Here is a 22,348-nt window from a genome sequence, read left to right as displayed (position 1 = left end):
AGTCCTCCTACTGACGTGGCGGTTGCCCGTGGTCCCCGACCAGGCGCAGCAGGCTGGTCCGGATGCCGTCGAGCAGGTCATCTGCGGTTTCCGGCCGGAAGGCCGGGGTGGCGTAGCTGAGGTCGAGGCGCAGCCCGTCGCCGGTGAGCGCGCCGGTGACGTCGAACGGGAACGGCCAGTGGCCGTCCGGGTCCTCGGTCGGCCCGAACGGCGCCGGGCAGACGTCGAGGAGCTGGCTGCCGGGGGAGACGTCGTCGAAGCCGAAGCCGCCCATGTAGTTGACCGCGATCGCCGGGGGCCGGATCGCCGCGAGCTGCCGGCGTACCGGCTCGTCGGGGCAGAGGTGCCGCAGCAGCCCGTACCCGATGCCGTTGTCCGGCACCCGGCCGAGCTGGCGGATCACCGCGCGCAGCGAGCGGGTCGCCGGGCCGGCGGCGGGCAGCTCCAGCCGCAGCGGGTAGAGCACCTGGAACCAGCCGGCGGTGCGGGTGGTGTCGACGTCGTCGAAGAGCGGCTCGCGGCCGTGGCCGGTGGTGGCCACGGTGACCGGGCCGCCGGTGCGCGCCGCCACGGTGCTCGCCGCCGCCCACACCAGCAGGTCCCGCACGCCGGTGCGCAGCCGCCGGGCGGCGGCGTGCAGCCCACGGGTGGCCGCCGCGTCGAGGGTGACCGAGGCCAGCCCCAGATCGCCGAGGCGGTACGGACCGTCGTGCGGGACGTCGGCGAGCCGGGTCAGCCCGCCGTCCCCGGTCTGGGCCAGCCAGAACGGCAGCTGCTCGCGCAGCCGCGCCGAGCCGGCGTACCCGGCCAGCCGTTCCGCCCAGGCCCGGTAGGAGGTGGTCTTGGCCGGCAGCACCGGCGCCTCGCCCCGCTCGAGCTGGCCGCAGAGGGTCTCCAGGTCGGCCAGGAGCAGCCCCCGGGAGACCGCGTCGACGACCAGGTGGTGGGCCACGATCAGCAGCCGGTCGGGCAGCTCCGGACCGAGCCGCAGGTGCGCCACCCGGGCCAGCGGACCGGCGGTCAGGTCCAGCCCGGTCTGCTCGGCGGCGCACCGGGCCTCGGCCGCCGCCTCCCGTTCGGCCACCGGCAGGCCGGTGAGGTCGTGGCTGGTGAACGGCACCGCGTCGGCGGGGTCGGCGTGGTGCTGCCGCCAGCTCCCGTCGGGCCGGCGGGTCAGCCGCAGCCGCAGCGCGTCGTGCTGGGCCACCAGCCGGCGGACCGCCGCGCGGAGCAGGTCGGCGGGGAGCGGGCGGGCCAGCCGCAGGTAGTAGGGGTGGTTGAACAGCGCCGGCCGGCCCATGGTGGGCGCGATCAGGTCGGTGAACCAGCGCTGCGCCCCGGTCAGCGGCGCCTCGCCGGTCACCTCGCCCTGCTCGGCGTCGACGGCGGTGGCCGCGCCGAGGCTCGCGGCGAGTTCGGCGACCGTCGGATGCCGCACGAGCTGACGCGGGGTGACGGTGATGCCGGCCTCGGCGCAGCGGGCCACCAGCTGCATGGCCAGCAGCGAGTCGCCCCCGGCGGCGAAGAAGTCGTCGTGGATGCCCAGCCCGCCGGTGCGCAGCAGGTCGGACCAGATCGCCACGAGCTGCCGTTCCCGCTCGGTGCGCGGCGCGGCGGCGGCCCGCTCGGCGCGCCGCCGGTAGCCGTCGGCCACCGCGGCCCGGATCGCGCCGGCGTCGGCCAGCTCGACGGCCACCTCGGCGAGCAGGCCCGGGTCGACCGGTGTGGCGTCGCCGGCCGGCGTGTCACCGGGCGGGCGGTCCAGCAGCCAGAGCCCGCGCAGCACGGCCGCCGGCCCGTCCTGCGGGTCGAACGGCACCGCGAGCGGGTCCGCCGGGCCCGGCTCGGTCGCCGGGTGCAGCAGCAGGGTGCCCGGCGCGGCGGCCGGCGCCGGGTCGACGCCGACCAGCCCGGCGGCGACCAGGGCGGCCAGCTCGGGGGCCTGCGGCGCGGTGGTGAGCAGGACCCGGCGCCCGGCCCGGGCCTGCGCCGCGAGCACGGCGGCCAGCTCCGCCTGCCGCTGCGCCGGACCGGCCGGTACGACCAGCCGGTCGACCGCCGGGTGCCGCAGCGCCCGCCGCACCAGCAGGGTGCCGAGCACCGCCGACAGCTCCGGCGAGCACCCGTCGGCCCGGTCCGGCACCGGCACCCGGTAGTGGTGCGCCCAGGCCGGCACCGCGACCACGTCCACCCCGGACGCCGGGCGGCTCGCCCGCAGCCCGGCGGTGAGCTCGGCGAGCACACCGGCCCACGGGGCACCGGCGAACCGGGGTGTGGCCGGGCAGACCAGCAGCGTCAGCGGGGCCGCCGACCAGCCCCGGTAGGCGGCCAGGGCGGACGCCAGCTCGGCCCGGTAGGCGCGCAGCGCGAGCACCGCAGCGCCCAGCGGCCCGGCGGGGATCCGGTCCTCCCAGCGCAGCAGCAGCGCGTTGCGGTCGGTGGCGGCGGCGGCCAGGCCGGCGGCCGGGTCGCGCAGCAGCCGCAGCAGCGCCCCGGCGGGCAGCGGCCGCACGGCGTACGGCACGCCGAGCAGCTCGGACCAGAACCGTACGGTCGGGGCCAGCTCGGGCGCCTCGACCGTGCCGCCCACCACCAGCCGGGGTGCCGGGCGGGTGGCCGGCCGGGCCGGCGCGGCGGTGGCCGGGCCGGCGATCGGGGCGTCGGGGCGGCGCAGCCCCTCGTCGAGCACCCGGCCGAGCGCGCCGAGCAGCCGGGCCATCCGTTCCGGCGTGAACAGGTCGGCGCTGTACGCCAGGTCGGCGTGCAGCTCCCCGTCCTGCCAGGTGAGGCTGAGGAACAGGTCGAAGTCGACGCCGACGCTCGGCACGTCCACCGGGGCGGCGGCCAGGCCGGCGAACTCGGGCAGCTCGTCCGCGCCGTCGATGACGTTGAGCACGCACTGGAACAGCGGGTGGTAGGCGGTCTGCCGGGGCAGCCGCAGCGCCTCCACCACGGTGGCGAAGGGCACCCCCTGATGCCGGTACGCCTCCCGCGCGCTGCGGTACGCCCGCCCGACGAGTTGCCGGAAGGTGGGCCGGCCGGCCACGTCGACCCGCAGCGGCAGCAGGTCGGCGAAGCAGCCGACCAGGCCGGCCAGCTCGGCCCGGTCCCGGCCGGCGGTGGGTACCCCGAGGACCAGGTCCGGCTGGCCGCTCTCGGCGTGCAGCAGCGCGGCGAAGCCGGCCAGCAGCACGGCGAACGGGGTGACCCCCTCGGCGCGGGCCAGCTCGCGGACCGCCGCGCCGACCCCGGCGGGCAGCCGCTGCGACCGGTAACCGGCCACGTCGGAGCGTTCCTCGGGTCGGGGATGGTCGGTGGGCAGCGCCAGCAGTGGCGGCGCGTCGCGCAGCCGCTCCCGCCAGTACGCCAGGTGCGGCTCGACGGCCGCCGAGGCCAGCCAGTCGCGCTGGTGCCGGGCGTAGTCGGCGAACTGCACGGGCAGCGGTGGCAGCTCGCCGCCGGCGCCGGTGCGGTGCCGGGCGTACCGGGCGGCGAGGTCGGCCAGCACGATGCTCCACGAGGTGTTGTCGCAGACGATGTGGTGCATGCCGAGCAGCAGCTGGTGCCGCTGCGGGGCGAGCCGGACCAGCCGGGCGAGCAGCAGCGGGCCGGCGGCCAGGTCGTAGCGGTGGGCGGCGTGGGCGGTGACCGCCCGCCGCAGCGCCCGGGCCTGCCGGGCGTCGGGCAGCGCGGTCAGGTCGAGGGGTTCCTGCCAGGGGTCGAGGTGCGCGTGCACCACCGGCTCCGGCTCGCCGCCCCGGTCCCGGAAGGTGGTCCGCAGCACCTCGTGCCGGGCGACCACGTCGGCCAGGGCCCGGCGCAGCGCGTCGGCGTCGAGGTCGCCGCGCAGCTCCACGGCGGCGGTGGTGTTGTGCCGGACCACGTCGTCGCCGAGCTGGTCGAGGGCCCAGAGCCGGACCTGCGCCGAGGAGGGCACGGCGGGCGTGCCGGGTGGCGCCGCCGTGATCGGCGCGTGGTCGGCGGGCTGCGCCGCGTCGCCGTCGAGCACGGTGGCGAGCTGGGCCACGGTCGGGTGGGTGAAGAGGGTGTAGAGCGACACCTCCCGACCGAACTCGGCCTGCACCTGGGACAGCAGGTGGGTGGCGAGCAGCGAGTGTCCACCCAGGGCGAAGAAGTCGCTGGTGACACCGACCTGTTCGGCCCCGAGGGCGGCCGCCCAGAGTCCGGCCAGCCGCCGCTCGGTGGGGGTGCGCGGGGCGACCAGCTCGGCGCCGGCCGGCTCGGGGGCGGCGGCCGGCCGGCACCGCTCGGCCACCGCGGCCGGGCTGTCCAGTTCGGTCGCCAGGTACGCCGCCCGCTCCGCCCCGATCGGGGTGAGCAGGCTGTCCGCCGTCGCCCGGCCGGCACCCGGACCGTCGAGGTCCGCGCCGCCGGGCCCGCCGGCCGCCGGAGCGCCGGCGGTGGCCGTGGGCAGCGGCGGGTCCAGCGCCCAGACGTGGGCCAGGTACGGCCGCAGCTCGTCCCACCCCGCCGGCACGGTCAACGCGAGCAGCTCCGGGTACGCCGCGCGCAGCCCGGCGACGGTGGCCGGGTCCGGGTCGAGCGCCACGGCGCGGGCCGGGTCGGCGTCGGCGAGGGCGGCGGCGTACCCGCCGGGCGGGCAGGCCCGCACCTCGTGCCCGGTCAGCGCCCCGGCGATCCGGTCCACCGGCAGCCGGGTGGCGTCGGCCAGCACCAGCCGGCCCGGCTGGCCGGCGGCCCGGCGCAGCTCCCGCACCACCACCGTGCCGAGGGCGGCGAAGTACTCGGCGGTGTACGGCACGTGGCCCAGCTCGTCGGCGCGGACGTCGCACACCTCGCCGACCGGGTACCGGCCGGCCTGGTCGGCGGCCCAGACGGCGCGCACGCCGGGGATGCCCGCGGCCAGCGCCGACAGCCGGTCGTCGAGGCGGCCGGACAGCGCCCGGGCCCGCGCGTCGGCGAACGCCGGCGAGGCCGGGCAGACCACCAGCAGCAGCGGTGCCGCGGTGCGCGCCCGGTACGCCCGCACGGCCCCGGTCAGGTCGTCCATGGCCGCGTCGAGCGCCGCCTCGTCGGGCCCGTCCTGCCGGCGCAGCCAGTCCTCCCAGCGCAGCAGGCCGACGGTGGCGGCCGCGGCCGGCCCGGCGAGCAGGTGCGCCACCAGCTGGCCGTAGCCGACCAGGTCCACGTCGGCGGGGGTGCGCAGGAAGTCCAGCCAGAAACGCACCGGGTCGCGCAGCGGGTCGACGGTGAAGGTGGCGGCCAGCGCGATCCGGTGCCGGCGCAGCCCGGGCAGCTCGGACAGCGGCCGGTCCGGGGCGGCGGCCATCGCGGCCAGCAGCTCGGGCAGCCGGCCGACCGTGCCGGCCACCGTCTCGTCCAGGTACAGGTCGGCGTTGAAGTCGACCGCGCCGTCGATCCGGTCGGCGTGCCGGGTGAGGCTGACGAACAGGTCGAAGTCGGTGAGCCCGTTCTCCGCCGGGTACGGGGTGAAGACCGCGCCCGCCGCCCGCCGGTCGGTCGCGTCCCCGTCGGTCATCGTCGCCATCACCTGGAACAGCGGGTTGACGCTCGGGTCCCGGGCCGGCCGGACCTCCTCCACCACCCGGGCGTACGGCGCCTCCTGGTGGGCGTACGCCTCGCTGACCGTGCCGTGCACCCGGCGCACCAGGTCCCGCACCGTGGGGTCGCCGGTGGCGTCGACCCGCAGCACCAGCATGTTGGCGAAGCAGCCGATCAGCGCCTCCAGCTCGGTGCCGGAGCGGCCGGCCGCCGGCATGCCGAGCAGCAGGTCGTCCTGGCCGGTGGCCTGGCGCAGCAGGGCGGCCAGCCCGGCCAGGGCGACCGCGTTGACGGTCGCGCCGGCCCGGCGGGCCAGCCCGTCGAGGGCGGCGACGGTCGGGCCGTCCACGGTGAACGGCAGGCTGCGCCCCCGGTGGGTCTGCACCGGTGGGCGGGGACGGTCCGGCGGCAGGGTCGAGCGGGCCGGGGCGTCGGCCAGCCGCTCCCGCCAGTGCGCCAGGTGGGCGGCGAGCGCGGCCTCCCCGTCCGGCCGCCGCCGCGCGGCCACGTGGTCGACGAACCGCACCGGCAGCGCCGGCACCCGGGCCGGTTCGGCACCGGCGAACTCCCCGTACCAGCGGACCAGTTCGTCCCGGAACAGCCCGGCCGACCAGGCGTCGAAGACGATGTGGTGGACGGTGACCAGGAGCAGGTGCTCGTCGTCGGCGAGGGCGAGCAGCCGGACCGCGAGCAGCGGGCCGGCGGTCAGGTCGAAGCGGACGGCGGCGTGCGCCACGGTCTCCCGTCCGGCCGCCGCCCGGCGGTCCGGGTCGGGCAGCGCGCGCAGGTCCACCACCGGCAGCGGCACCTCCAGGGCGTCCCGGACCCGCTGGGTGACCGTCCCGTCGGCGTCGGTGAAGACCACCCGCAGCGCGTCGTGCCGGGCCACCACCGCGTTGACCGCCCGGTGCAGCGCCGGCACGTCCAGCCGGCCGGTGATCCGCTCGGCGAACGGCACGTTGTAGACCGGCGTGCCGGGGTCCAGCCGGTCGAGGAACCACAGCTGCTCCTGGGTGGCCGACAGCGGCCGGGGCGCCCCCGGGTCGGCCCGGCGCCCGCGCGCCCGCCGCAGCCGCAGGGCCAGCAGCTCCCGCTGCTCCGGCGTGAGGTCGGCGAGGTCCGGGTGCAGGTTCTGGGTCATGGGGTGGCCCCTTCGGCGTACGCGTGGGCGGCCCGGTCGGGCGCGGGCCCGCCGGCCAGCAGGCGGTGCAGCGGGGGAGGGGAGTCGTGCAGGTAGAGGTGACCGCCGGGGACGACCGTGTGGGTGAAGCCGGCGCTGGTGCAGGCGGCCCAGCCGGCCACCGCCGCCGCCGCGACGAGCGGGTCGTCGGCCGCCGCGACGGCGTCCACCGGCAGCGGCAGCGCCGGCACCCGCGCCGGCCGGTAGCCGGCGACCACCGCCAGGTCGGCCCGGACGGTGGGCAGGATCAGCGCGAGCAGGGCCGGGTCGGCGAGCAGTTCGTCGGGCACCCCGCCCAGCTCCCGCAGCCAGGCGGTGAGCCCGGCGTCGTCGCGGGTGTGCGCCGCGCCGGCCCGGGCCGAGCGGTGCGGCGGCAGCGCCGCGGACACCACCAGCCGTTCCGGCGCCGGTCCGCCCCGGTCGACCAGCCGGCGGGTCACCTCGTAGCCGATCAGGGCGCCCATGCTGTGCCCGAAGATCGCGTACGGCGGCCGGATCCGGTCGACGATCGCCACCACCAGCGGCGCGGCCAGGTCGTCCATGGTGGTCACCGGCGGTTCGGCGAGCCGGCGCTCGCGGCCGGGCAGCTGCGCGGTCCACAGCTCCACGTCCGGGCCGAGCCGGGCCGCCCACGGCCGGAACGCGCCGCCGCCCGCCCCCGCGTACGGCAGGCAGACCAGGCGCAGCCGGGCGCTCGGGCGGGCCGCTGCGCAGCTGAGCCAGGCGGCGTCGATGGTCGGTGGCATGGGTACCCCGTTCCTGCTCCGACGGCGACGAGGCGTGGTGTCGCCGACGCCGCAGACGCTAGGAACGGCCCGTGACGGCGGTCTTAGCGCCGGATGAGGGTTGGCTGCGGTGCGGCTTCGGCCCGGCTGCGGGCGGGCGGCCGGGAGCCGACACCGCCGCCGGATGCCACCGGGACACCGGGGACGGTGCGAGGCTGGACGCCGGGCGCGGCCGCCGTGCCGCCGCCGGCGACCAGCGCAGGGGAGGTGCCATGGCCGAGCCGCCGACCGGGGTGCCGTCGGGCAGCGCGCAGGCCCACGGCCGCCGCGCCAACCGGCGCAGCTATCACGACGGCGCGCAGGTCAACGGGTACGTCGACGACCCGTACCACCGGGTCCGCCGGGCGGTCGCGGCCCGGCTGGTGCGCGCCGGGGTGCGCGGCGGCGGACCGGTGCTGGAGCTGGGCTGCGGCCCGCGCGGCATGCTGGACCCGGCGCGGCTGGCCGGCCCGCTGGTGCTGGCGGACATGGCGGAGACCGCGCTCGGCGCGGCCCGGCGGGCCGCCGCCGGGCGGGCGCTGCCGGTCTGCCTGGACGCCACCCGGGGCCTGCCGTTCCGCGCGGGCAGCTTTGCCGGGCTGCTCACCGGCGAGCTGATCGAGCACGTCTACGACCCGGTGGCCCTGCTCCGCGAGTGCCACCGGGTGCTCGTCCCGGGCGGGCTGCTCGTGCTCACCACCCCCAACCTGGCGACCGTCCAGGACCGACTGGCCTTCCTGGCCGGCCGCGCGCCCCGCCAGGTGGACCCGCTGCACCCGTACCTGTGGCTGCACATCCGCCCGTTCACCGCGTCGCTGCTGCGTCGGGTGCTGCGCCGGGTCGGCTTCGAGCCGGTGGCGATCCGCTCCAACCACGTCGGCTGGCGGCTGCCCGGCGGGCGCTGGGTCACCTCCCGGCTGTTGGCCCGGGTCGCGCCCGGGCTCGGCGGGTCGCTGATCTGCGCGGCCCGCCGGCTGCCCGGGCCGCCGTCACCGGCCGTGCCGCAGCGACCGAACAGCGCGTGATGATGATATTGACATAGGGCTATCATGGGGGTTCCGTCGTCGACCGGGGGATGTCATGGCGCGCCTGTTCACCTGGGTCGTCAACAATCTCGACGCGTTCATCGGTCTGCTCCTCGCCCTGACCGTCGCGGTCCTCGGGCTGACCAGCACGGTCAGCCAGGAGGTGGTGAACAGCGCGATCCTGCTGATCCTCGCCCTGCTCGCCCAGGCCCTGTTGCGCGACCGGCTGCGCCGGGAGACCGCCGAGCACCAGCTCCGGCAGGTGGTCCGGGACACCCGGGACCGGCTCACCGACCTGGTGCCCCAGATGCGGGAGATCACCGGGCCGGAGGGGGCGCTGAACCGGGCCCGGGAGGCGATCGACAGCGTCTCCATGGTCCGGGTGCTGCACGGCAGCGAGGTCGGGCAGGCGCTGGCCGAGGCGCGCCGGCACACCGACCGCTGGACGTTCAAGGGCGGCACCGGCACCTACACCCGGGCCGTCACCCTCCCCGAGTGCCTGGAGCACGCCCGCCGGCGCAACGCCACCCTGCACGTCGCCATCGAGATCATCGACCCGACCGACGAGGAGGTCTGCGAGCGGTACGCGCGGTTCCGGCGCAGCCTCGCCCCGGACGCGCCGGGGGAGCGGTGGACCGTCGACCGCACCCGCAAGGAGTCGTACGCCACCGTGCTGGCCGCGTGCTGGCACCTGCAACGCTCCGGGCTGCTCACCATCGACGTGCGGCTCTCCGCGCAGATGACCACCTTCCGCTACGACCTCTCGTCGAGCTGCGTCATCATCACCCAGGAGAACCCGCAGACCCCGGCGCTGCGGATCGACCGCAAGGAGCTCTACTACAACCGGTTCAACATCGACCTCCAGTACAGCCGCGAGCAGAGCAGACGGGTGCCGATCGAGGCGGCCGCGTCGGTCAAACTCGACGACGAGCCCTCGGTGGAGCAGGTCCGCCGCCTGTTCACCGCGCTCGGGCTGCCGCTGCCCCGGTCCTTCGGCGACCGCGAGGTCGCCGACATCGTGGGCCGGGCCATCCAGGCGAGGAACCCCTACACATGATGAGTTACGCCGACCTCGAACGGGAGATCGACCGGGGCACCCGACCGGAGCTGCTGCGCGGCTGGGTGCTGGACGTCCTCGACGATGTCGGGGCGGGGCGCCGGCCGCTGCGGGCCGTACGCCACCCGCTCGGCTTCACCTGCCTGCCGGTGGACCGCTCCGGCCCGGACGGCATCTGCGTGCACGCCTGGCCGGCCGACCCGTCGCCGGTGCGCCCGACCACCTCCACCATGCACTCGCACAGCTGGGACCTGCTCAGCCACGTGCTGCACGGCCGGGTCCGCAACGAACTGATCGAGGTGACCGACACCCGCGCCGACCCGGCGTGGCGGGTGTACGAGGTGCACAGCCACGGCGACGTCGACGAGATGGCGGCCACCGACCGGCTGGTCAGCGCGGTGACCGCCACCGTGGAGAGCCACTCGGCCGGCGACTCGTACGCGCTGCGCGCCGGCGGGTTCCACACCTCCGAGGTGGAGCCGGGGCAGCCGGCGGTGACCGTGGCGCTGGGCCGGACCACCCCCGGCGTGCGGGACCTGAGCCTCGGCGCGGTGGACGGGCGCAGCCACCGGGTCCGCCGGGACCGCTGCGACCCGGCGGAGACGGCCCGGGTGGCCCGGGAGATATCCCGACTGTTGGCACGGGGCTGACCGGCTTGGAGGAGCCATGGACGTGGAGCCGAGCAGAGGCGGACCCGACCTGCGCGAGGCGCACCGGTTCGCGGTGGCGGCGGCCCGGGACGCCGGGCGGCTGCTCCGTAGGGGCACCCGGGGCGAGCTGCACGCCCGGGCCAAGAACGACTCCGGTGACCTGGTCACCGACCTGGACCTGGCGGCCGAACGGCTGATCGTGGAACGGATCCGGGCCCGCTGGCCCGGGCACGGGGTGATCGCCGAGGAGGGCGGCCAGTACGCCGCCGACGAGTCCTGGGCCTGGCTGGTGGACCCGCTCGACGGCACCAACAACGTGGCGATCGGGCTGCCCGCGTACGTGGTGGGCATCGCCCTGTGCGAGCAGGGCTCGCCGGTGCTCGGCGTGGTGCACGACCCGGTCGCCGGCCGCACCTGGTCGGCGCTGCGCGGCCAGGGCGCCTTCGTGCACGCCGGTGGCGGCGCCGGCCGGCCGCTGCACGCGCCGCGCCGGCCGGTGCCGGCCGCGCCGGTGCTGGCCTGGACCCAGGGCCACGAGGTACGCCGCGACGACAGCACGGCCCGCGCCCTGAAGGTGGTGCTCGACTCCACCGCGCGGCGGGTGCTGCAACTGTGGGCGCCGCTGCTGTCCTGGGTGATGCTGGCCCGCGGCGACATCGACGGCATCGTCGGCTACCGCCCGGAGGCGGTCGACCTGCCGGCCGGCCTGCTGCTGGCCACCGAGGCCGGGATGGCGGTCCGGGCCCTCGACGGCGGCTGTTTCGACGACCGGTACGGCTGCCCGGCCGACCGGCGCAGCTTCGTGGCCGGCCCGCCGGAGACCATCGACCGGCTGGTGAAGCTGGTCACCGCGGCCCAGTGGATCGAGCCGGAGGTACGCCGGCTCACCCCGATCAGCCTGACCACCGTCGGCTGGTGACGTCTTCCGCGCTACCCGGCCCGAATCAGGTCGCCCCAGGGGCCTTCTGCCCCAGATGGAGCGACCCCCGACCCATCCCCTGCGATCGCCCGGCACGTCAGGATGCACGAACAGCCGGACGAGCGGGTGAACTGATTGCCGGGACGAACAGCGACACTCACTGACGTTATGGAAAGGGCGATGGGAGTCCGCAATCTCTACCCCGGGTACTTCGCGATGGTCATGGCCACCGGGATCTGCTCCATCGCCCTGCGTGACCTCGACTGGGTGGGACTGTCCGCCATCCTCCTGGTCATCGCGGTAGTGGGCTTCGCGGTGCTGTGCGCCGCGCTGCTGTGGCGCATCGTCCGCTACCCCCGCCTGGTGCTCACCGACCTCGGCACTGCCGATCGGGCCTTCGCATTCTTCACCTTCGTCGCCGCCTGCGACGTACTCTGCGCCAGGTTCGCACGTGACGGGTACCGGAGCCTCGCGATCACGCTGGCGGTCCTCGGTGCAGCAGCGTGGCTCGGCCTGACGTACACCATTCCGGTCCGGCTCATTCTCGGACCTCGCCCGCAGCCGGTACTGGCAAGCGTCAACGGCACCTGGTTCATCTGGGTGGTCGGTACCCAGTCGGTCGCCGTCAGCGCGGCGGTACTGGACCGCCAGGAACCGGGACAGGCCAGTGTGGCGGCGTTGCTCGCCGTGCTGATGTGGTCGGTGGGCGCCGTGCTGTACCTGGTCGTGGCCACCCTGGTGCTGACCCGGCTGCTCCTGCTCGACGTGCGACCGGAGGATCTGACGCCGCCGTACTGGGTCACCATGGGCGCCACCGCCATCACCGTCCTGGCCGCGGCGCAGATCCTGACCATGCCGCCGTCCCCCGCGGTCACCACCACCCGGCCCGTGGTTGGCGGCCTCGCCGTGGTGCTCTGGGCATTCGGCTCCTGGCTCATCCCGCTCCTGATCATCTTCGGGGTGTGGCGGCACGGCCCGAAGCGGGTGCGGCTGACCTACCTGCCCGCGTTGTGGAGCATCGTCTTCCCCCTGGGCATGTACGCGGTGGCCAGCATGCACCTCGGCACGGCGGCCGGCCTGCCCCTGATCGAACAGCTCGGCCGGGCCTGGACGGCGGTGGCCGTCGCCGCCTGGCTTGTGGTCTTCGCGGCGATGTGCCGGGCACTGCTCGGCTCGGCGCGCCGCGCCCTGCGATCCGCTTCCTGATCAGCACCGGGTCCCGCTTCCCGACCGCACGCCGTCCGCGGTCCGCACCCCCGGCGGTCGCCGGGACCTTTGCCTCTGAGATACGAGGTATGCGCGCACCAGAGTTCGGGACGGCGCCGGGCCGGCCCCGACCGGAACAGCGGTGCCGGACCTGGCCCGCCCGAGAACGGCGCGGCGACGGGAGAGACGACGATGGCGCTCTGCACGGAACATGCGGCCAGGCACGCCCCGGCCGTCATACAGGGCGGCATGGGGGTGGGCGTCTCCGGCTGGCCGCTCGCCCGGGCGGTCGCGCGGACGGGGCAGCTCGGGGTGGTCTCCGGGGTGGCCCTCGACGCGCTCCTCGCGCGACGCCTGCAACGGGGCGATGTCGATGGTCACCTGCGCCGGGCCATGGCCCACTTTCCGGTCTCCGCCGTGGCCGAGCGGGTGCTGCACCGGTACTTCGTACCCGGTGGGCTGGCGGAGGATCAGCCGTTCCGGCCCGTGCCGCGGCTCGGGCTGCGCCCTCGCCGGCACGGACAGGAGCTGACGGTCGTCGCCAACTTCGTGGAGGTCTTCCTGGCCAAGGAGGGCCACGACGGTCAGGTCGGTGTCAACTACCTCGAGAAGATCCAGTTGGCCACGCCGGCCGCGCTGTACGGCGCCATGCTCGCCGGCGTCGACTACGTGCTGATGGGCGCCGGCCTGCCCACCGACATCCCGCGCCTGCTCGACACCCTGGCCGCCAACGCTTCGGTACGGCTGCCGGTCGCGGTGCACGGCGCCGCCGGCGGTGAACGACACCAGATCACCCTCGACCCGTGGGAGTTGCTGGGCGAGGTGCCCTCACCACCGCCGCGGCCCCGGCTGCTGGCCATCGTGTCGTCCGCCACGCTCGCCGCCTACCTGGCGCGCGACGAGCGGACCCGTCCGGACGGTTTCGTGCTGGAGACCCCGGTCGCCGGCGGGCACAGCGTCCGGCCCCGTGGCCCGCTCACCCTCAGCGTCGACGGTGAGCCGGTGTACGGGCCGAGGGACCGCCCGGATGTCGCGAAGATCGCGAAGCTGGGCCTGCCGTTCTGGCTGGCCGGCGGGCAGACCGGACCGGAGCGGTTGGCCGCGGCCCGGGCGGCCGGCGCCAGCGGCGTGCAGGTGGGCACCGCCTTCGCGCTGTGCCGCGAGTCCGGTCTCGATCCCGGGTTACGGCGGCGGATGCTCCGCGATGCGGCGCGGGGTGAGCTGGTGGTGCGCAACCATGCGACGGCCTCGCCGACCGGCTTCCCGTTCAAGCTGGCCCACCTGTCCGGCACCACCGCCGACGAGCAGGTCTACGCCGACCGGCCGCGCCACTGCGACCTGGGGTACCTGCGTACGCCCTACCGTCGCGTCGACGGCGGCGTTGGCTACCGCTGCCCTGCCGAGCCGGTGGAGGACTACGTGCGCAAGGGCGGCTCGGCCGGCGACACGATCGGCAGCCGATGCTTGTGCAACGGCTTGGTCGCCACCGTGGGACTCGGCCAGCGTCGTCCGGACGGCTACCGGGAGCCACCCCTGGTGACGCTCGGACAGGACCTTGCCTTCCTGCCGCACCTGGTCCGTGGTGACGACGACTACAGCGCTGCCGACGTCGTCGCGTACCTGCTCGGCCCGGCCGCGAGCGCAGCGGTGCGCCCCTGAGGTCGTCCGGAACGCCGGGCCGACCGGGTCCGTCACGAGCGCTTGCCGCTGCCGGGCGTTCCGCCGACGATGACCAGGTTGGCCATGTCGACCACCGGCCGGTAGCCGAGGTTGGCGTAGATCTTGTTCGAGGTCGGGTTGGCCTGGTCGGTGTAGAGGCACACCCGCTCGCCACCGGCCTGAAGCAGCCGGGAGACCTCGGCGACGGCGTTGCTGGCCCAGCCGCGCCCGCGCTGCTCCGGCGGCGTGTACACCGGACCGACGCGGGCGACCCCGAACGCCGGCGGGTTGGCGGCGGTCAGGTGCACCGGTCGTCCCGCCTCGTCGGTCCAGAACCAGACCCGGCCGGTCGCGATCCGGCGCAGCAGGTCCGTACGGTCGGGGGCCTCGTGCGCGCTGACGCCGCGCGGCCGGCCGGCCTGCTCGTCGGCGTCGCCCATGAACGCGTCGTACCACCGCGCGACCAGGGCCACGTCGTGCTCCGTGGCGACGGTCAGCGCGCCGGGCACCGGGTCCGGCCGCAGCAACTCGCCCAGCTCGTGCAGCCGGGTGTGCTGGCCGACCTCGACCCGGCCGCCGGCGAGCCGGGCCAGTTCGGCGGCGCAGCGCTCGACGGCGGGCAGGGCGCCGTTCACGGCGCGCACCTCCTCGCCGCGCTCGTGCAGCGCCCGGGCCAGCGCCACGGCCGCGTCGTCGGGCATCGGCAGCAGGAACGGCGGGTACGGCGGGAACGGTGCGGTGCGCATCCCCGCGCCGAGCACCTTTCCGGCGTCGTCGCGGACCACCAGCCACCAGTTCCGGTCGGGCTGCGCGATCCCGTCGGCCCGCTCCGAACGGGCCCGCTCGGCGAGGGTGGCCACCACGGTGCTGACCACGGGGTCGGCGGAGAGGTGGTCACCGGTGGCGGCGAGGAACTCACCCGGGTCGGTGCAGAACTGCAGGCGGGGTACGCCCGCGCGGCCGGCGTTCATCCCGGCACGCTAACCCGGCGCGGGCCGGCGGCCGTACCGGATTTCCGGGAGCCGGGGCACGCCCCGGCCGCCGCCGACCGGTGGCGGTCGACGGCGGCCGGGGCCGGCTGGTGGCCGCTACCGGGTGCCGAGCCCGAGGCTGATCGTCCTGGTCAGCGTGGCGTGGTCGTCGTCGCCGTCGAGCGACCAGACCATCGCCCCGGCCAGGCCGGCCCGCCGGATGTAGAGCGTCTTCTGCAGCACCACCGCCGGGTCGTCGTACGTCCAGAAGGTCGTGCCGTCGAACAGCCAGGCGTGCCCGGCGCGCAGGTCGCGGTGGACGGTGTAGCCCTTGCCGGGCAGGGTCTTGAGCTGCTTGTAGTCCTCGGAGCCGGGCTCGAAGGTGGCCGGGGCGGGACCGGTCGCCGGCTGGAACAGCCCGTCCCCGCCCCCGGTGACGCCGGTCCACCCGCGACCGTAGTAGGGGATGCCGAGGACCAGTTTGCCGCGCGGGGCGCCGCGGGCCAGCCAGGCGTCGATCGCCACCTCGGCGGAGAAGTCGGGGGAGTCGGGTGCGCCGGCCGGCACGCGCAGCGCCGACTGCTGGTTGGTCACCGGCTCCCAGGTGCCGTGGAAGTCGTACCCCTGCACGGTGGCGAAGTCCAGGTACCGGAAGATCTTGCGGCCCTCGTAGCCGGCGTCCATGGTGGCCGGGTTGGCCGGCAGGAACGCGGTGAGCGGGTGGTGCCGGCCGGTCTGCCGGCCGTACGCGTCGAGCTGCCGGCGGAACTCGGCGAGCAGCGCGGTGAAGTTCTGCCGGTCCTCGGGGCGGATCACGTTGCCCGGTTCTCCCGGCCAGTTCGGCCACTCCCAGTCCAGGTCGAAGCCGTCGAAGACGCCGGCGGCCGCCCCCGGGCCGCCGCTGCCGCCGTCCAGGACCGGCAGGTTGCCCTTGAGGTAGAGGTCGATGCAGGAGGCGACGAAGGCCCGGCGGGACTCCGGGGTGCGGGCGGCGTCGGAGAAGTACGTCGACCAGCTCCAACCGCCCAGCGAGATCAGCACCTGCAGGTCGGGGTGCCGGGCCTTGAGCTTGGCTAGCTGGCCGAAGTTGCCGTTGAGGGGTTCGCCCCAGGCGTCGGCGACGCCGTCCACGCTCTCCTCGGCCGGCACCGGGCGCTGGTAGTCGGCCCACGCGTCGCCCTCGCCCGGCCCGCCGTCGAGGTAGCAGCGCCCGTCGGGGCTGACGTTGCCGAAGGCGTAGTTGACGTGGGTGAGGCGGCTGGCCGCCCCGGAGGTGTCGAGCTTCTTGACCGGGAAGGCCCGGCCGTAGATGCCCCACTGGGTGAAGTAGCCGACCCGGTGGTAGCCGGTGCGGCCGTGCGCGCCGGCGGTGCTCGGTGGGGCGGCGGTGACCAGCAGGGTGGCCAGGACGGCGAGGGCGGTCAGGCGGCGGAACGGTCGCATCGGCACTCCCACATCGGACGGGCGGGATTAGTTAAGAGACCTTTCTGATCGATGAAGCTAGGCGGGTCACCCGCCACGGTCAAGGGTCGGCACCCCGTTGCGGCAGCCCGCAGCGGGACAGGTCAGGATGGGGCCATGACGGAACCTCTGCGGGACAACGCCCTGCCGAGGCGGGTGGTGGTCACCGGTGCGGCGGGCAAGCTGGGCCGGGCCGTGGTCGCGCACCTGCGCCGCGTCGGCGTCGACGTGCTGGCGGTGGACCGGACCGGCGGGCGCGACCCGCGCGACGTGGCGGGCGAGTTCCTCCTCGTCGACCTCACCGACTACGGGCAGGTGGTGGAGGCGCTGACCGGCGCGGCCGACGAGCACGCCGGCCGGATCGACGCGGTGGTGCACCTCGCCGCGGTCCCGGCGCCCGGGCTGCTGCCCAACGCGACCACCTTCGCCAACAACTCGGCCGCCACCTACCACGTCTTCGCCGCCGCCCGGGCGGCCGGGATCAAGCGGGTGGTGTGGGCGTCCAGCGAGACGGTGCTCGGGCTGCCGTTCGACACCCCGCCGCCGTACGCGCCGGTCGACGAGGAGTACCCGCCCCGGCCCGAGTCGACGTACTCGCTGAACAAGGCGCTCGAGGAGGAGATGGCGCGGCACTTCAGCCGCTGGGACCCGGAGCTGGTCCTGGTCGGCCTGCGCTTCTCCAACGTGATGGGCGTCGAGGACTACGCGCAGTTCCCGTCCTTCGACGCCGACCCGCGGCTGCGCCGGTGGAACCTGTGGGGCTACATCGACGCCCGCGACGGCGCCCAGGCGGTCGAGCGGGCCCTGCGCTACGACCGCCCCGGCGCCGAGGTGTTCATCATCGCCAACGCCGACACCGTGATGAGCCGGTCCAGCGCCAGCCTGATGGCCGAGGTCTACCCCGGCGTCGAGGTCCGTCGGGAACTCGGCGAGCACGAGACGCTGCTCAGCATCGACAAGGCCCGCCGGCTGCTGGGCTACCAGCCGCGGCACTCCTGGCGCGACCACGTCGACCCGGCGGGCCGCGGGCGGACGCCCGGCGCCGACCCGGTCAGCGGCGCCAGTGGATCGGCAGGCGCTTGACGCCGCGCTGGAAGGTCGAGCGGAGGAAGACCGGCGGGCCCGCGTAGCTGATGCTGGCGGTGCCCGCGAGCAGCGCCCCGACCAGCGCGCGGAGCTGGCAGCGGGCCAGGTGCGCGCCGAGGCAGAAGTGCGGTCCGTGCCCGAAGACCAGGTGCGGGTTGGGGTGGCGGGCGAGGTCGAGCCGGTCCGGGTCGGCGAAGACCCGCTCGTCGCGGTTGGCCGAGGCGAACGAGACCACCACCTTCTGCCCGGCCCGGACCGGCACGCCGGCCACCGCGGTGTCGGCCGTGGCCGTGCGGCGGAACACCATCACCGGTGTCCACCAGCGCACCAACTCGTCGACGGCGGTGTCGAACAGCGACGGGTCCCGGCGCAGCCGGTCCAGCTCCGCCGGGTGTTCCAGCAGGGCGATCATCGCGCCCGGCAGACCGTTGCGGATCGTCTCGTTGCCGGCCACCGCGAACAGCCAGAACATGTTCTCGAACTCGTCCACCGAGAGCCGGTCCTCGCCCCGCTCGGCGAACAGGACGGACATGACGTCCCGCCCGGGCCGGCGGCGCCGCTCCTGCGCCAGCAGGTGCGCGTACGCGTAGAGGTCGGCCATCCCGGCCCGGGTGCGCGGGTCCGGCAGCCGGCCGTCCGGGCCGGGCGCGGGCCGGTGGCGCAGCGCCGCGCGGGCCATCGCGGTACCACCCCCCGGGTCGAACGCGGCCGACCCGGCGTAGTCCGGGTCCTGGAAGCCGATCACCCGGTTCGACCAGTCGTAGAGCAGCCAGCGGTCCGGCTCGGGCACGCCGAGCACGTCCGCGAGGGTGAGCAGCGGCAGGTCCGCGGCGAGATCACCGACGAAGTCGCAGGTCCCCTCGTCCGCGTCGCCCAGCGCCCGCGCGACGAGCGCGGCCGCGTTCGCCCGGATCGACGCCTCCAGCGCGGCCACCGCGCGCGGGGTGAACGCGCGGGCGACCGGCCGGCGCAGCCGCCCGTGTTCCGGCGGGTCCATGTTGAGCATCATCCGCCGCACGTACCCGAGATCCGCGTCGCTGGCCGGGTCCCGGATCTGGGTGGCGCCGAGCCAGGAGGAGAAGAGCCGCGGCTGCCGGAGCGTGGCCGTCACGTCGGCGTGCCGCAGCACCAGCCAGAACCCGGGACCGCCGGGCAGCCCGAGCAGCGGCGGCTCCTCGACCCACACCACCGGCCCGGCCGCGCGCAGCCGGGCGAGCAGGTCGTACGGGACGCCGTCGACGAAGGTGCGGGGGTCGACCAGGGGTGTCGGGTCGAGGCTCACGCGCCGAGGAAGTCCTCGAGGACGGTGACCAGCCGGACCGGGGTTTCGTACATCGCGTAGTGCCCGGCGTTGGCGAGCACCTCGAGCCGGGCGTTCGGGTAGTGGCGCAGCCAGGTCCCGCGCATCGTGTCGGCGCCCAGCGCCGGGTCGTGCTCGCCGACGACGGCGAGCGCGGGGACCTCGTTGCCCTTCACCTCGTCGGTGAAGTCGGTGCGCGCCCACGCGGTGAGGTACGCCCCGAACGCCTCCGGCGTGGAGTGGTCGAGGGAGAACCGGACCATCTCCTCCAGCCACCGGCCGGAGAGCCGGTTGCCGGTGGTCAGGTCGATGATCGCGCGCCGGTTGGCCGGGTTGGCCGCCGCGCCGTCGAACAGTGCCCAGGCCTGCAGGTCGAACGGGACCCCGCCGGCCGGGACCGGGCTGATCCCGGCGAGGCGGTCCACCCGGTCGGGCGCGTCGGCGAGGACCCGTTGGGCCGCGCTGCCGCCCATCGAGTGCCCGACCACCGAGAAGGTGTCCCAGCCGAGGGAGTCGGCCAGCTCCAGCGCGTCGTGGGAGATCTCGGCGAGGGTGTGGTCGCCCGCGACGTCCCGGCGCGCGCCGTACCCCCGGTAGTCGAGGAACGCCCAGCTGAAGCGCTCCGGGTCGATCAGGTCCGGCAGGAAGCCCCAGCCGCGTGCCGAGCCGAACCAGCCGTGCAGCGCGAGCACCTTGTGCGGGCCGTGACCGACGCGGACCGGACCCGTGGCGGTGTTGGTGCTGCTGACCGTCATGACGGCGACCCCTTCCGGTGGCGCGGCGCGGCGACCGGCGGGTCGGACCGGCCGGCGAGGCGAGCGGGCGGTGTGCCAGCGACCGTAGTCGGCGTACGGGTCGTTGTCGATCGGCCCTACGGTGAGGCGGGGTTGGGCCGCCGGCCCCCTCGGTGGAGGGAGACCCGATGGCGATCGACCCGGTCCAGCGCACTGTCCCGCCGGCCGACGGCAGCGGCGCGGTTCCCGCGCTGACGGGTCCGCCGCTGGCGTCCGGCCGGACCGCCGACGTGTACGCCCTGGACGGTGACCGGGTGCTGCGCCGGTACCGGTCCGGTGGCGACGTGCGCGCCGAGGCTGCGGTGATGCGCCACCTGCACGCCGCCGGCTACCCGGTGCCCCGGGTGCACCACGCCGACGGTGCGGACCTGGTGCTCGACCGGGTGGCCGGCCCCACCTTGGTCGAGGCGTTCGTCGCGGGTGACGTGCCGCTCCGGTCGGTGGCGCGCCTGCTGGTGGACCTGCACGCGCGGCTGCACGCGTTGCCCGCGCCGCGCTCGGCCGATCCGGCGGTCCGGCTGCTCCACCTCGACCTGCATCCGCTGAACGTGCTCGTCACGCCGGCCGGGCCGGTCGTCATCGACTGGACGAACGCGACCGAGGGCCCGCCCGCGCTGGACCGGGCGATGACCGCGCTGATCCTGGCCGAGGTCGCGGTGGACCGGTCGCAGCCGCTGTGCGGGGTGGCCGGTGAGCTGCTGTCGGCGTACGTGGCCGACGCGGGCCCGCTGGGGTCGGTGCCGGCGGCGGCGCGGCGGCGGGCCGGGCTGGGGCCGCCCGACGCCGCCCGGCTGCCGGAGGCGGCCGCTCTGGTCGAGGCCACCGTCCGGGCGCGCGACGGCCGGTGACCGGCCGGGCCCGCCCCGACCGGCTCGGCGCGGGCCGGTCCGGCGGGCGGCCCGGTCACCGACCGGCGGCGGCCACGTCGCGCTGCCCCAGGCGCTCGGCCAGGAACTCGGCCCAGCTCCGTCCGCCGGTCACGGCGCCGTCGCGGGCGAGGTTGTCCCCGTCCCGGTACGCCCGCCCGGCCCGCCCCGGGAGCGGGACCGGCAGGAACAACCGCCGCTTGCCGACCGCCCGCAGGTAGTCGCGCATCAGCTCGTCCACCCCGTACCGGGCTGGCCCGACCAGGTCGGGCACCAGGCCGGCCGGCTCGCCCAGGGTCAGCTCCACCAGCCGGGCCGCCACCTCGGCGGCGTCGACGGGCTCGAGCCGGAGCCCGCGGGGCACCGGCACGACCGGCAGCGCCGCCAGCTTCGCCAACATGGTGAGGGTGAGGTCGTGGAACTGCGCGGCGCGCAGCACCGTCCACGGCACGCCGGAGTCGGCGATCGCCCGCTCGGCGTCGAGCTTGGAGCGCAGCCAGGCCAGCGGCACCCGGTCGGCCCCGACGACCGAGATGTGGACGAGGTGCCGGACGCCGGCCCGCCGCGCGGCGTCAACCAGGGTGCGGGCCGCCACGTCGTCGCCCTTGGGGCCGCCGGCCAGGTGCAGCACGGTACGCACGCCCTGCACCGCGGGCAGCACGCCCGCCCCGGTCAGCAGGTCCGCGGTGACGTGCGCGACGCCGTCGGCCGGGCGACCGCCGTGGCGGCTGAGCACCCGCACCCGGTGCCCGGCGTCGCACAGCAGGGGGATGACCAGGCGGCCGAGGGTGCCGGTGCCGCCGGTGACCAGGATGGGTGCGCTCATGTCGTCCTCCGTAGGGTTCGTGCCGTCACCTCCTCGACCCGCCAGGAGCGGAGCGTGTGACCGGAGTGATGCGGGTCACCGGCCGTCACGTCGCCGGCCCGGCCGGGGTCGGGCCGGTAGGACCCGAGGGGGAAGGAACGGCGGATGGACGAGCAGGGCTGGCTGGCCGAGCGGTTCGAGCGGGAACGGCCGCGGCTGCGCACGGTGGCGTACCGGATGCTGGGCTCGCACGCCGAGGCCGACGACGCGGTGCAGGAGGCCTGGCTGCGGCTGGCCCGCACCGACGCCGCCGACGTGGAGAACCTCGGCGCCTGGCTGACCACGGTGGTCGCCCGGATCTGCCTCAACACCCTGCGCGCCCGCCGGTCCCGCCGCGAGGAACCGCTCGAGGTCCGGATGCCCGACCCGGTCGTCCGGGCCGCGGAGACCGACGACCCGGCGTACGCGGCGGTGCTGGCCGACTCGGTCGGGCTGGCGATGCTGGTGGTGCTGGACACGCTCACCCCGACCGAGCGGCTCGCGTTCGTGCTGCACGACATGTTCGGCGTGCCGTTCGACGAGATCGGCGCGCTGATCGAGCGCTCGCCGGCGGCCGCCCGGCAGCTGGCCAGCCGGGCGCGTCGCCGGGTGCAGGGGCGCGCGCCCGCGCCAGACCCGGACCTGAGCCGCCAGCGTGCGGTGGTCGGCGCGTTCCTGGCCGCCGCCCGCGACGGCGACTTCGACGGGCTGCTCGCCGTGCTCCACCCCGACGTGGTGCTGCGCGCCGACGGCGGGACCACCCGCGCCCGGCACACCACCGTGCTCACCGGCGCCCGGACCGTGGCCGCGCAGGCCCCGACGTTCGGACGGTTCTCCCCGTTCGCGCGGCCGGTGCTGGTCAACGGCGCGGCCGGCGTCCTGGTCGCGGTGGCCGGCCGGCCGCTCTCGGTGCTGGCCTTCACCGTCACCGGCGGACTGATCGCCACCATCGACGTGATCGCCGACCCCGAGCGGCTGGGCCGGCTGGACCTCGCCAACCTCGGCGACTGACCGACCGCGCC

Annotated in this window: 16 protein-coding genes; 9 read left to right on the top strand and 7 right to left on the bottom strand. The window is 76.1% G+C overall.

Features of this window, described 5'->3' with window-relative positions; genetic code table 11:
* Positions 1-7 precede the first annotated feature (7 nt).
* Both ACIBPB_RS30050 and ACIBPB_RS30045 read right to left on the bottom strand, forming a co-directional pair.
* Positions 8-6,685: a condensation domain-containing protein gene (locus ACIBPB_RS30050; protein WP_396842811.1), complete on the bottom strand. Its 6,678-nt coding sequence runs from the start codon at positions 6,683-6,685 to the stop codon at positions 8-10.
* Positions 6,682-7,470: a thioesterase II family protein gene (locus ACIBPB_RS30045; protein WP_396842810.1), complete on the bottom strand. Its 789-nt coding sequence runs from the start codon at positions 7,468-7,470 to the stop codon at positions 6,682-6,684. The genes ACIBPB_RS30050 and ACIBPB_RS30045 overlap by 4 nt, the downstream gene beginning before the upstream one ends.
* Before the next feature lie 251 nt (positions 7,471-7,721).
* On the opposite strand from ACIBPB_RS30045, the gene ACIBPB_RS30040 reads away from it, so the two are divergent.
* The 6 genes from ACIBPB_RS30040 to ACIBPB_RS30015 all read left to right on the top strand — a co-directional run bounded on the left by ACIBPB_RS30040 (position 7,722) and on the right by ACIBPB_RS30015 (position 14,004).
* Positions 7,722-8,513, top strand: a complete 792-nt coding sequence (locus ACIBPB_RS30040) for a class I SAM-dependent methyltransferase (protein WP_396842808.1) — start codon at positions 7,722-7,724, stop codon at positions 8,511-8,513.
* 55 nt (positions 8,514-8,568) lie between these two features.
* A complete protein-coding gene (locus ACIBPB_RS30035) occupies positions 8,569-9,570 on the top strand; it encodes a hypothetical protein (RefSeq protein WP_357321941.1) in 1,002 nt (333 codons plus the stop codon).
* Positions 9,567-10,220 (top strand): hypothetical protein, encoded by a 654-nt coding sequence (locus ACIBPB_RS30030; protein ID WP_396842807.1) that lies wholly within the window; start codon positions 9,567-9,569, stop codon positions 10,218-10,220. Before ACIBPB_RS30035 ends, ACIBPB_RS30030 begins: the two co-directional genes overlap by 4 nt.
* Before the next feature lie 16 nt (positions 10,221-10,236).
* Entirely contained in the window at positions 10,237-11,139 is a 903-nt protein-coding gene (locus ACIBPB_RS30025) for an inositol monophosphatase family protein (protein ID WP_396842806.1), read from the top strand.
* Positions 11,140-11,319: 180 nt separating this feature from the next.
* Positions 11,320-12,345 carry a tellurite resistance/C4-dicarboxylate transporter family protein gene (locus tag ACIBPB_RS30020; protein ID WP_396842805.1) on the top strand — a complete coding sequence of 342 codons (1,026 nt, stop codon included), beginning with the start codon at positions 11,320-11,322 and terminating at the stop codon, positions 12,343-12,345.
* Positions 12,346-12,594: 249 nt separating this feature from the next.
* On the top strand, positions 12,595-14,004 hold the full coding sequence (locus ACIBPB_RS30015; RefSeq protein WP_396842804.1) for a nitronate monooxygenase: 1,410 nt from the start codon (positions 12,595-12,597) through the stop codon (positions 14,002-14,004).
* A 32-nt stretch (positions 14,005-14,036) separates the two neighbouring features.
* On the opposite strand, the gene ACIBPB_RS30010 is transcribed toward ACIBPB_RS30015, so the two are convergent.
* A complete protein-coding gene (locus ACIBPB_RS30010; protein WP_396842803.1) occupies positions 14,037-14,975 on the bottom strand; it encodes a GNAT family N-acetyltransferase in 939 nt (312 codons plus the stop codon).
* 117 nt (positions 14,976-15,092) lie between these two features.
* Positions 15,093-16,418 (bottom strand): glycoside hydrolase family 18 protein, encoded by a 1,326-nt coding sequence (locus ACIBPB_RS30005; RefSeq protein WP_396842802.1) that lies wholly within the window; start codon positions 16,416-16,418, stop codon positions 15,093-15,095.
* A gap of 135 nt (positions 16,419-16,553) precedes the next feature.
* Here ACIBPB_RS30005 and ACIBPB_RS30000 point away from each other — a divergent pair, with 135 nt between their 5' ends.
* Positions 16,554-17,519 (top strand): NAD-dependent epimerase/dehydratase family protein, encoded by a 966-nt coding sequence (locus ACIBPB_RS30000; protein WP_396842801.1) that lies wholly within the window; start codon positions 16,554-16,556, stop codon positions 17,517-17,519.
* Here the strand turns inward: ACIBPB_RS30000 and ACIBPB_RS29995 are convergent.
* Both ACIBPB_RS29995 and ACIBPB_RS29990 read right to left on the bottom strand, forming a co-directional pair.
* Positions 17,488-18,804 (bottom strand): cytochrome P450, encoded by a 1,317-nt coding sequence (locus ACIBPB_RS29995; protein ID WP_396842800.1) that lies wholly within the window; start codon positions 18,802-18,804, stop codon positions 17,488-17,490. The two genes, ACIBPB_RS30000 and ACIBPB_RS29995, sit on opposite strands and share 32 nt — an antisense overlap.
* A complete protein-coding gene (locus ACIBPB_RS29990; protein ID WP_396842799.1) occupies positions 18,801-19,577 on the bottom strand; it encodes an alpha/beta fold hydrolase in 777 nt (258 codons plus the stop codon). Before ACIBPB_RS29990 ends, ACIBPB_RS29995 begins: the two co-directional genes overlap by 4 nt.
* Positions 19,578-19,744: 167 nt before the next feature.
* Between ACIBPB_RS29990 and ACIBPB_RS29985 the strand changes: the two genes are divergently transcribed.
* Positions 19,745-20,464 (top strand): phosphotransferase, encoded by a 720-nt coding sequence (locus tag ACIBPB_RS29985; protein ID WP_357329807.1) that lies wholly within the window; start codon positions 19,745-19,747, stop codon positions 20,462-20,464.
* A 55-nt stretch (positions 20,465-20,519) separates the two neighbouring features.
* On the opposite strand, the gene ACIBPB_RS29980 is transcribed toward ACIBPB_RS29985, so the two are convergent.
* Entirely contained in the window at positions 20,520-21,308 is a 789-nt protein-coding gene (locus tag ACIBPB_RS29980; protein WP_396842798.1) for an SDR family oxidoreductase, read from the bottom strand.
* A gap of 144 nt (positions 21,309-21,452) precedes the next feature.
* Here ACIBPB_RS29980 and sigJ point away from each other — a divergent pair, with 144 nt between their 5' ends.
* The gene (sigJ, locus tag ACIBPB_RS29975) at positions 21,453-22,337 is read left to right on the top strand and encodes an RNA polymerase sigma factor SigJ (protein WP_357329803.1); all 885 of its coding nucleotides are present in this window, start codon (positions 21,453-21,455) and stop codon (positions 22,335-22,337) included.
* Positions 22,338-22,348: the final 11 nt, after the last annotated feature.

The organism is Micromonospora sp. NPDC049836 (genome assembly GCF_044465125.1).
In the GTDB taxonomy this organism is placed as follows: Bacteria; Actinomycetota; Actinomycetes; order Mycobacteriales; family Micromonosporaceae; genus Micromonospora.
The sequence above is the reverse complement of the archived record's forward strand: the minus strand, read 5'-3'. Positions and strand labels throughout refer to the sequence as shown.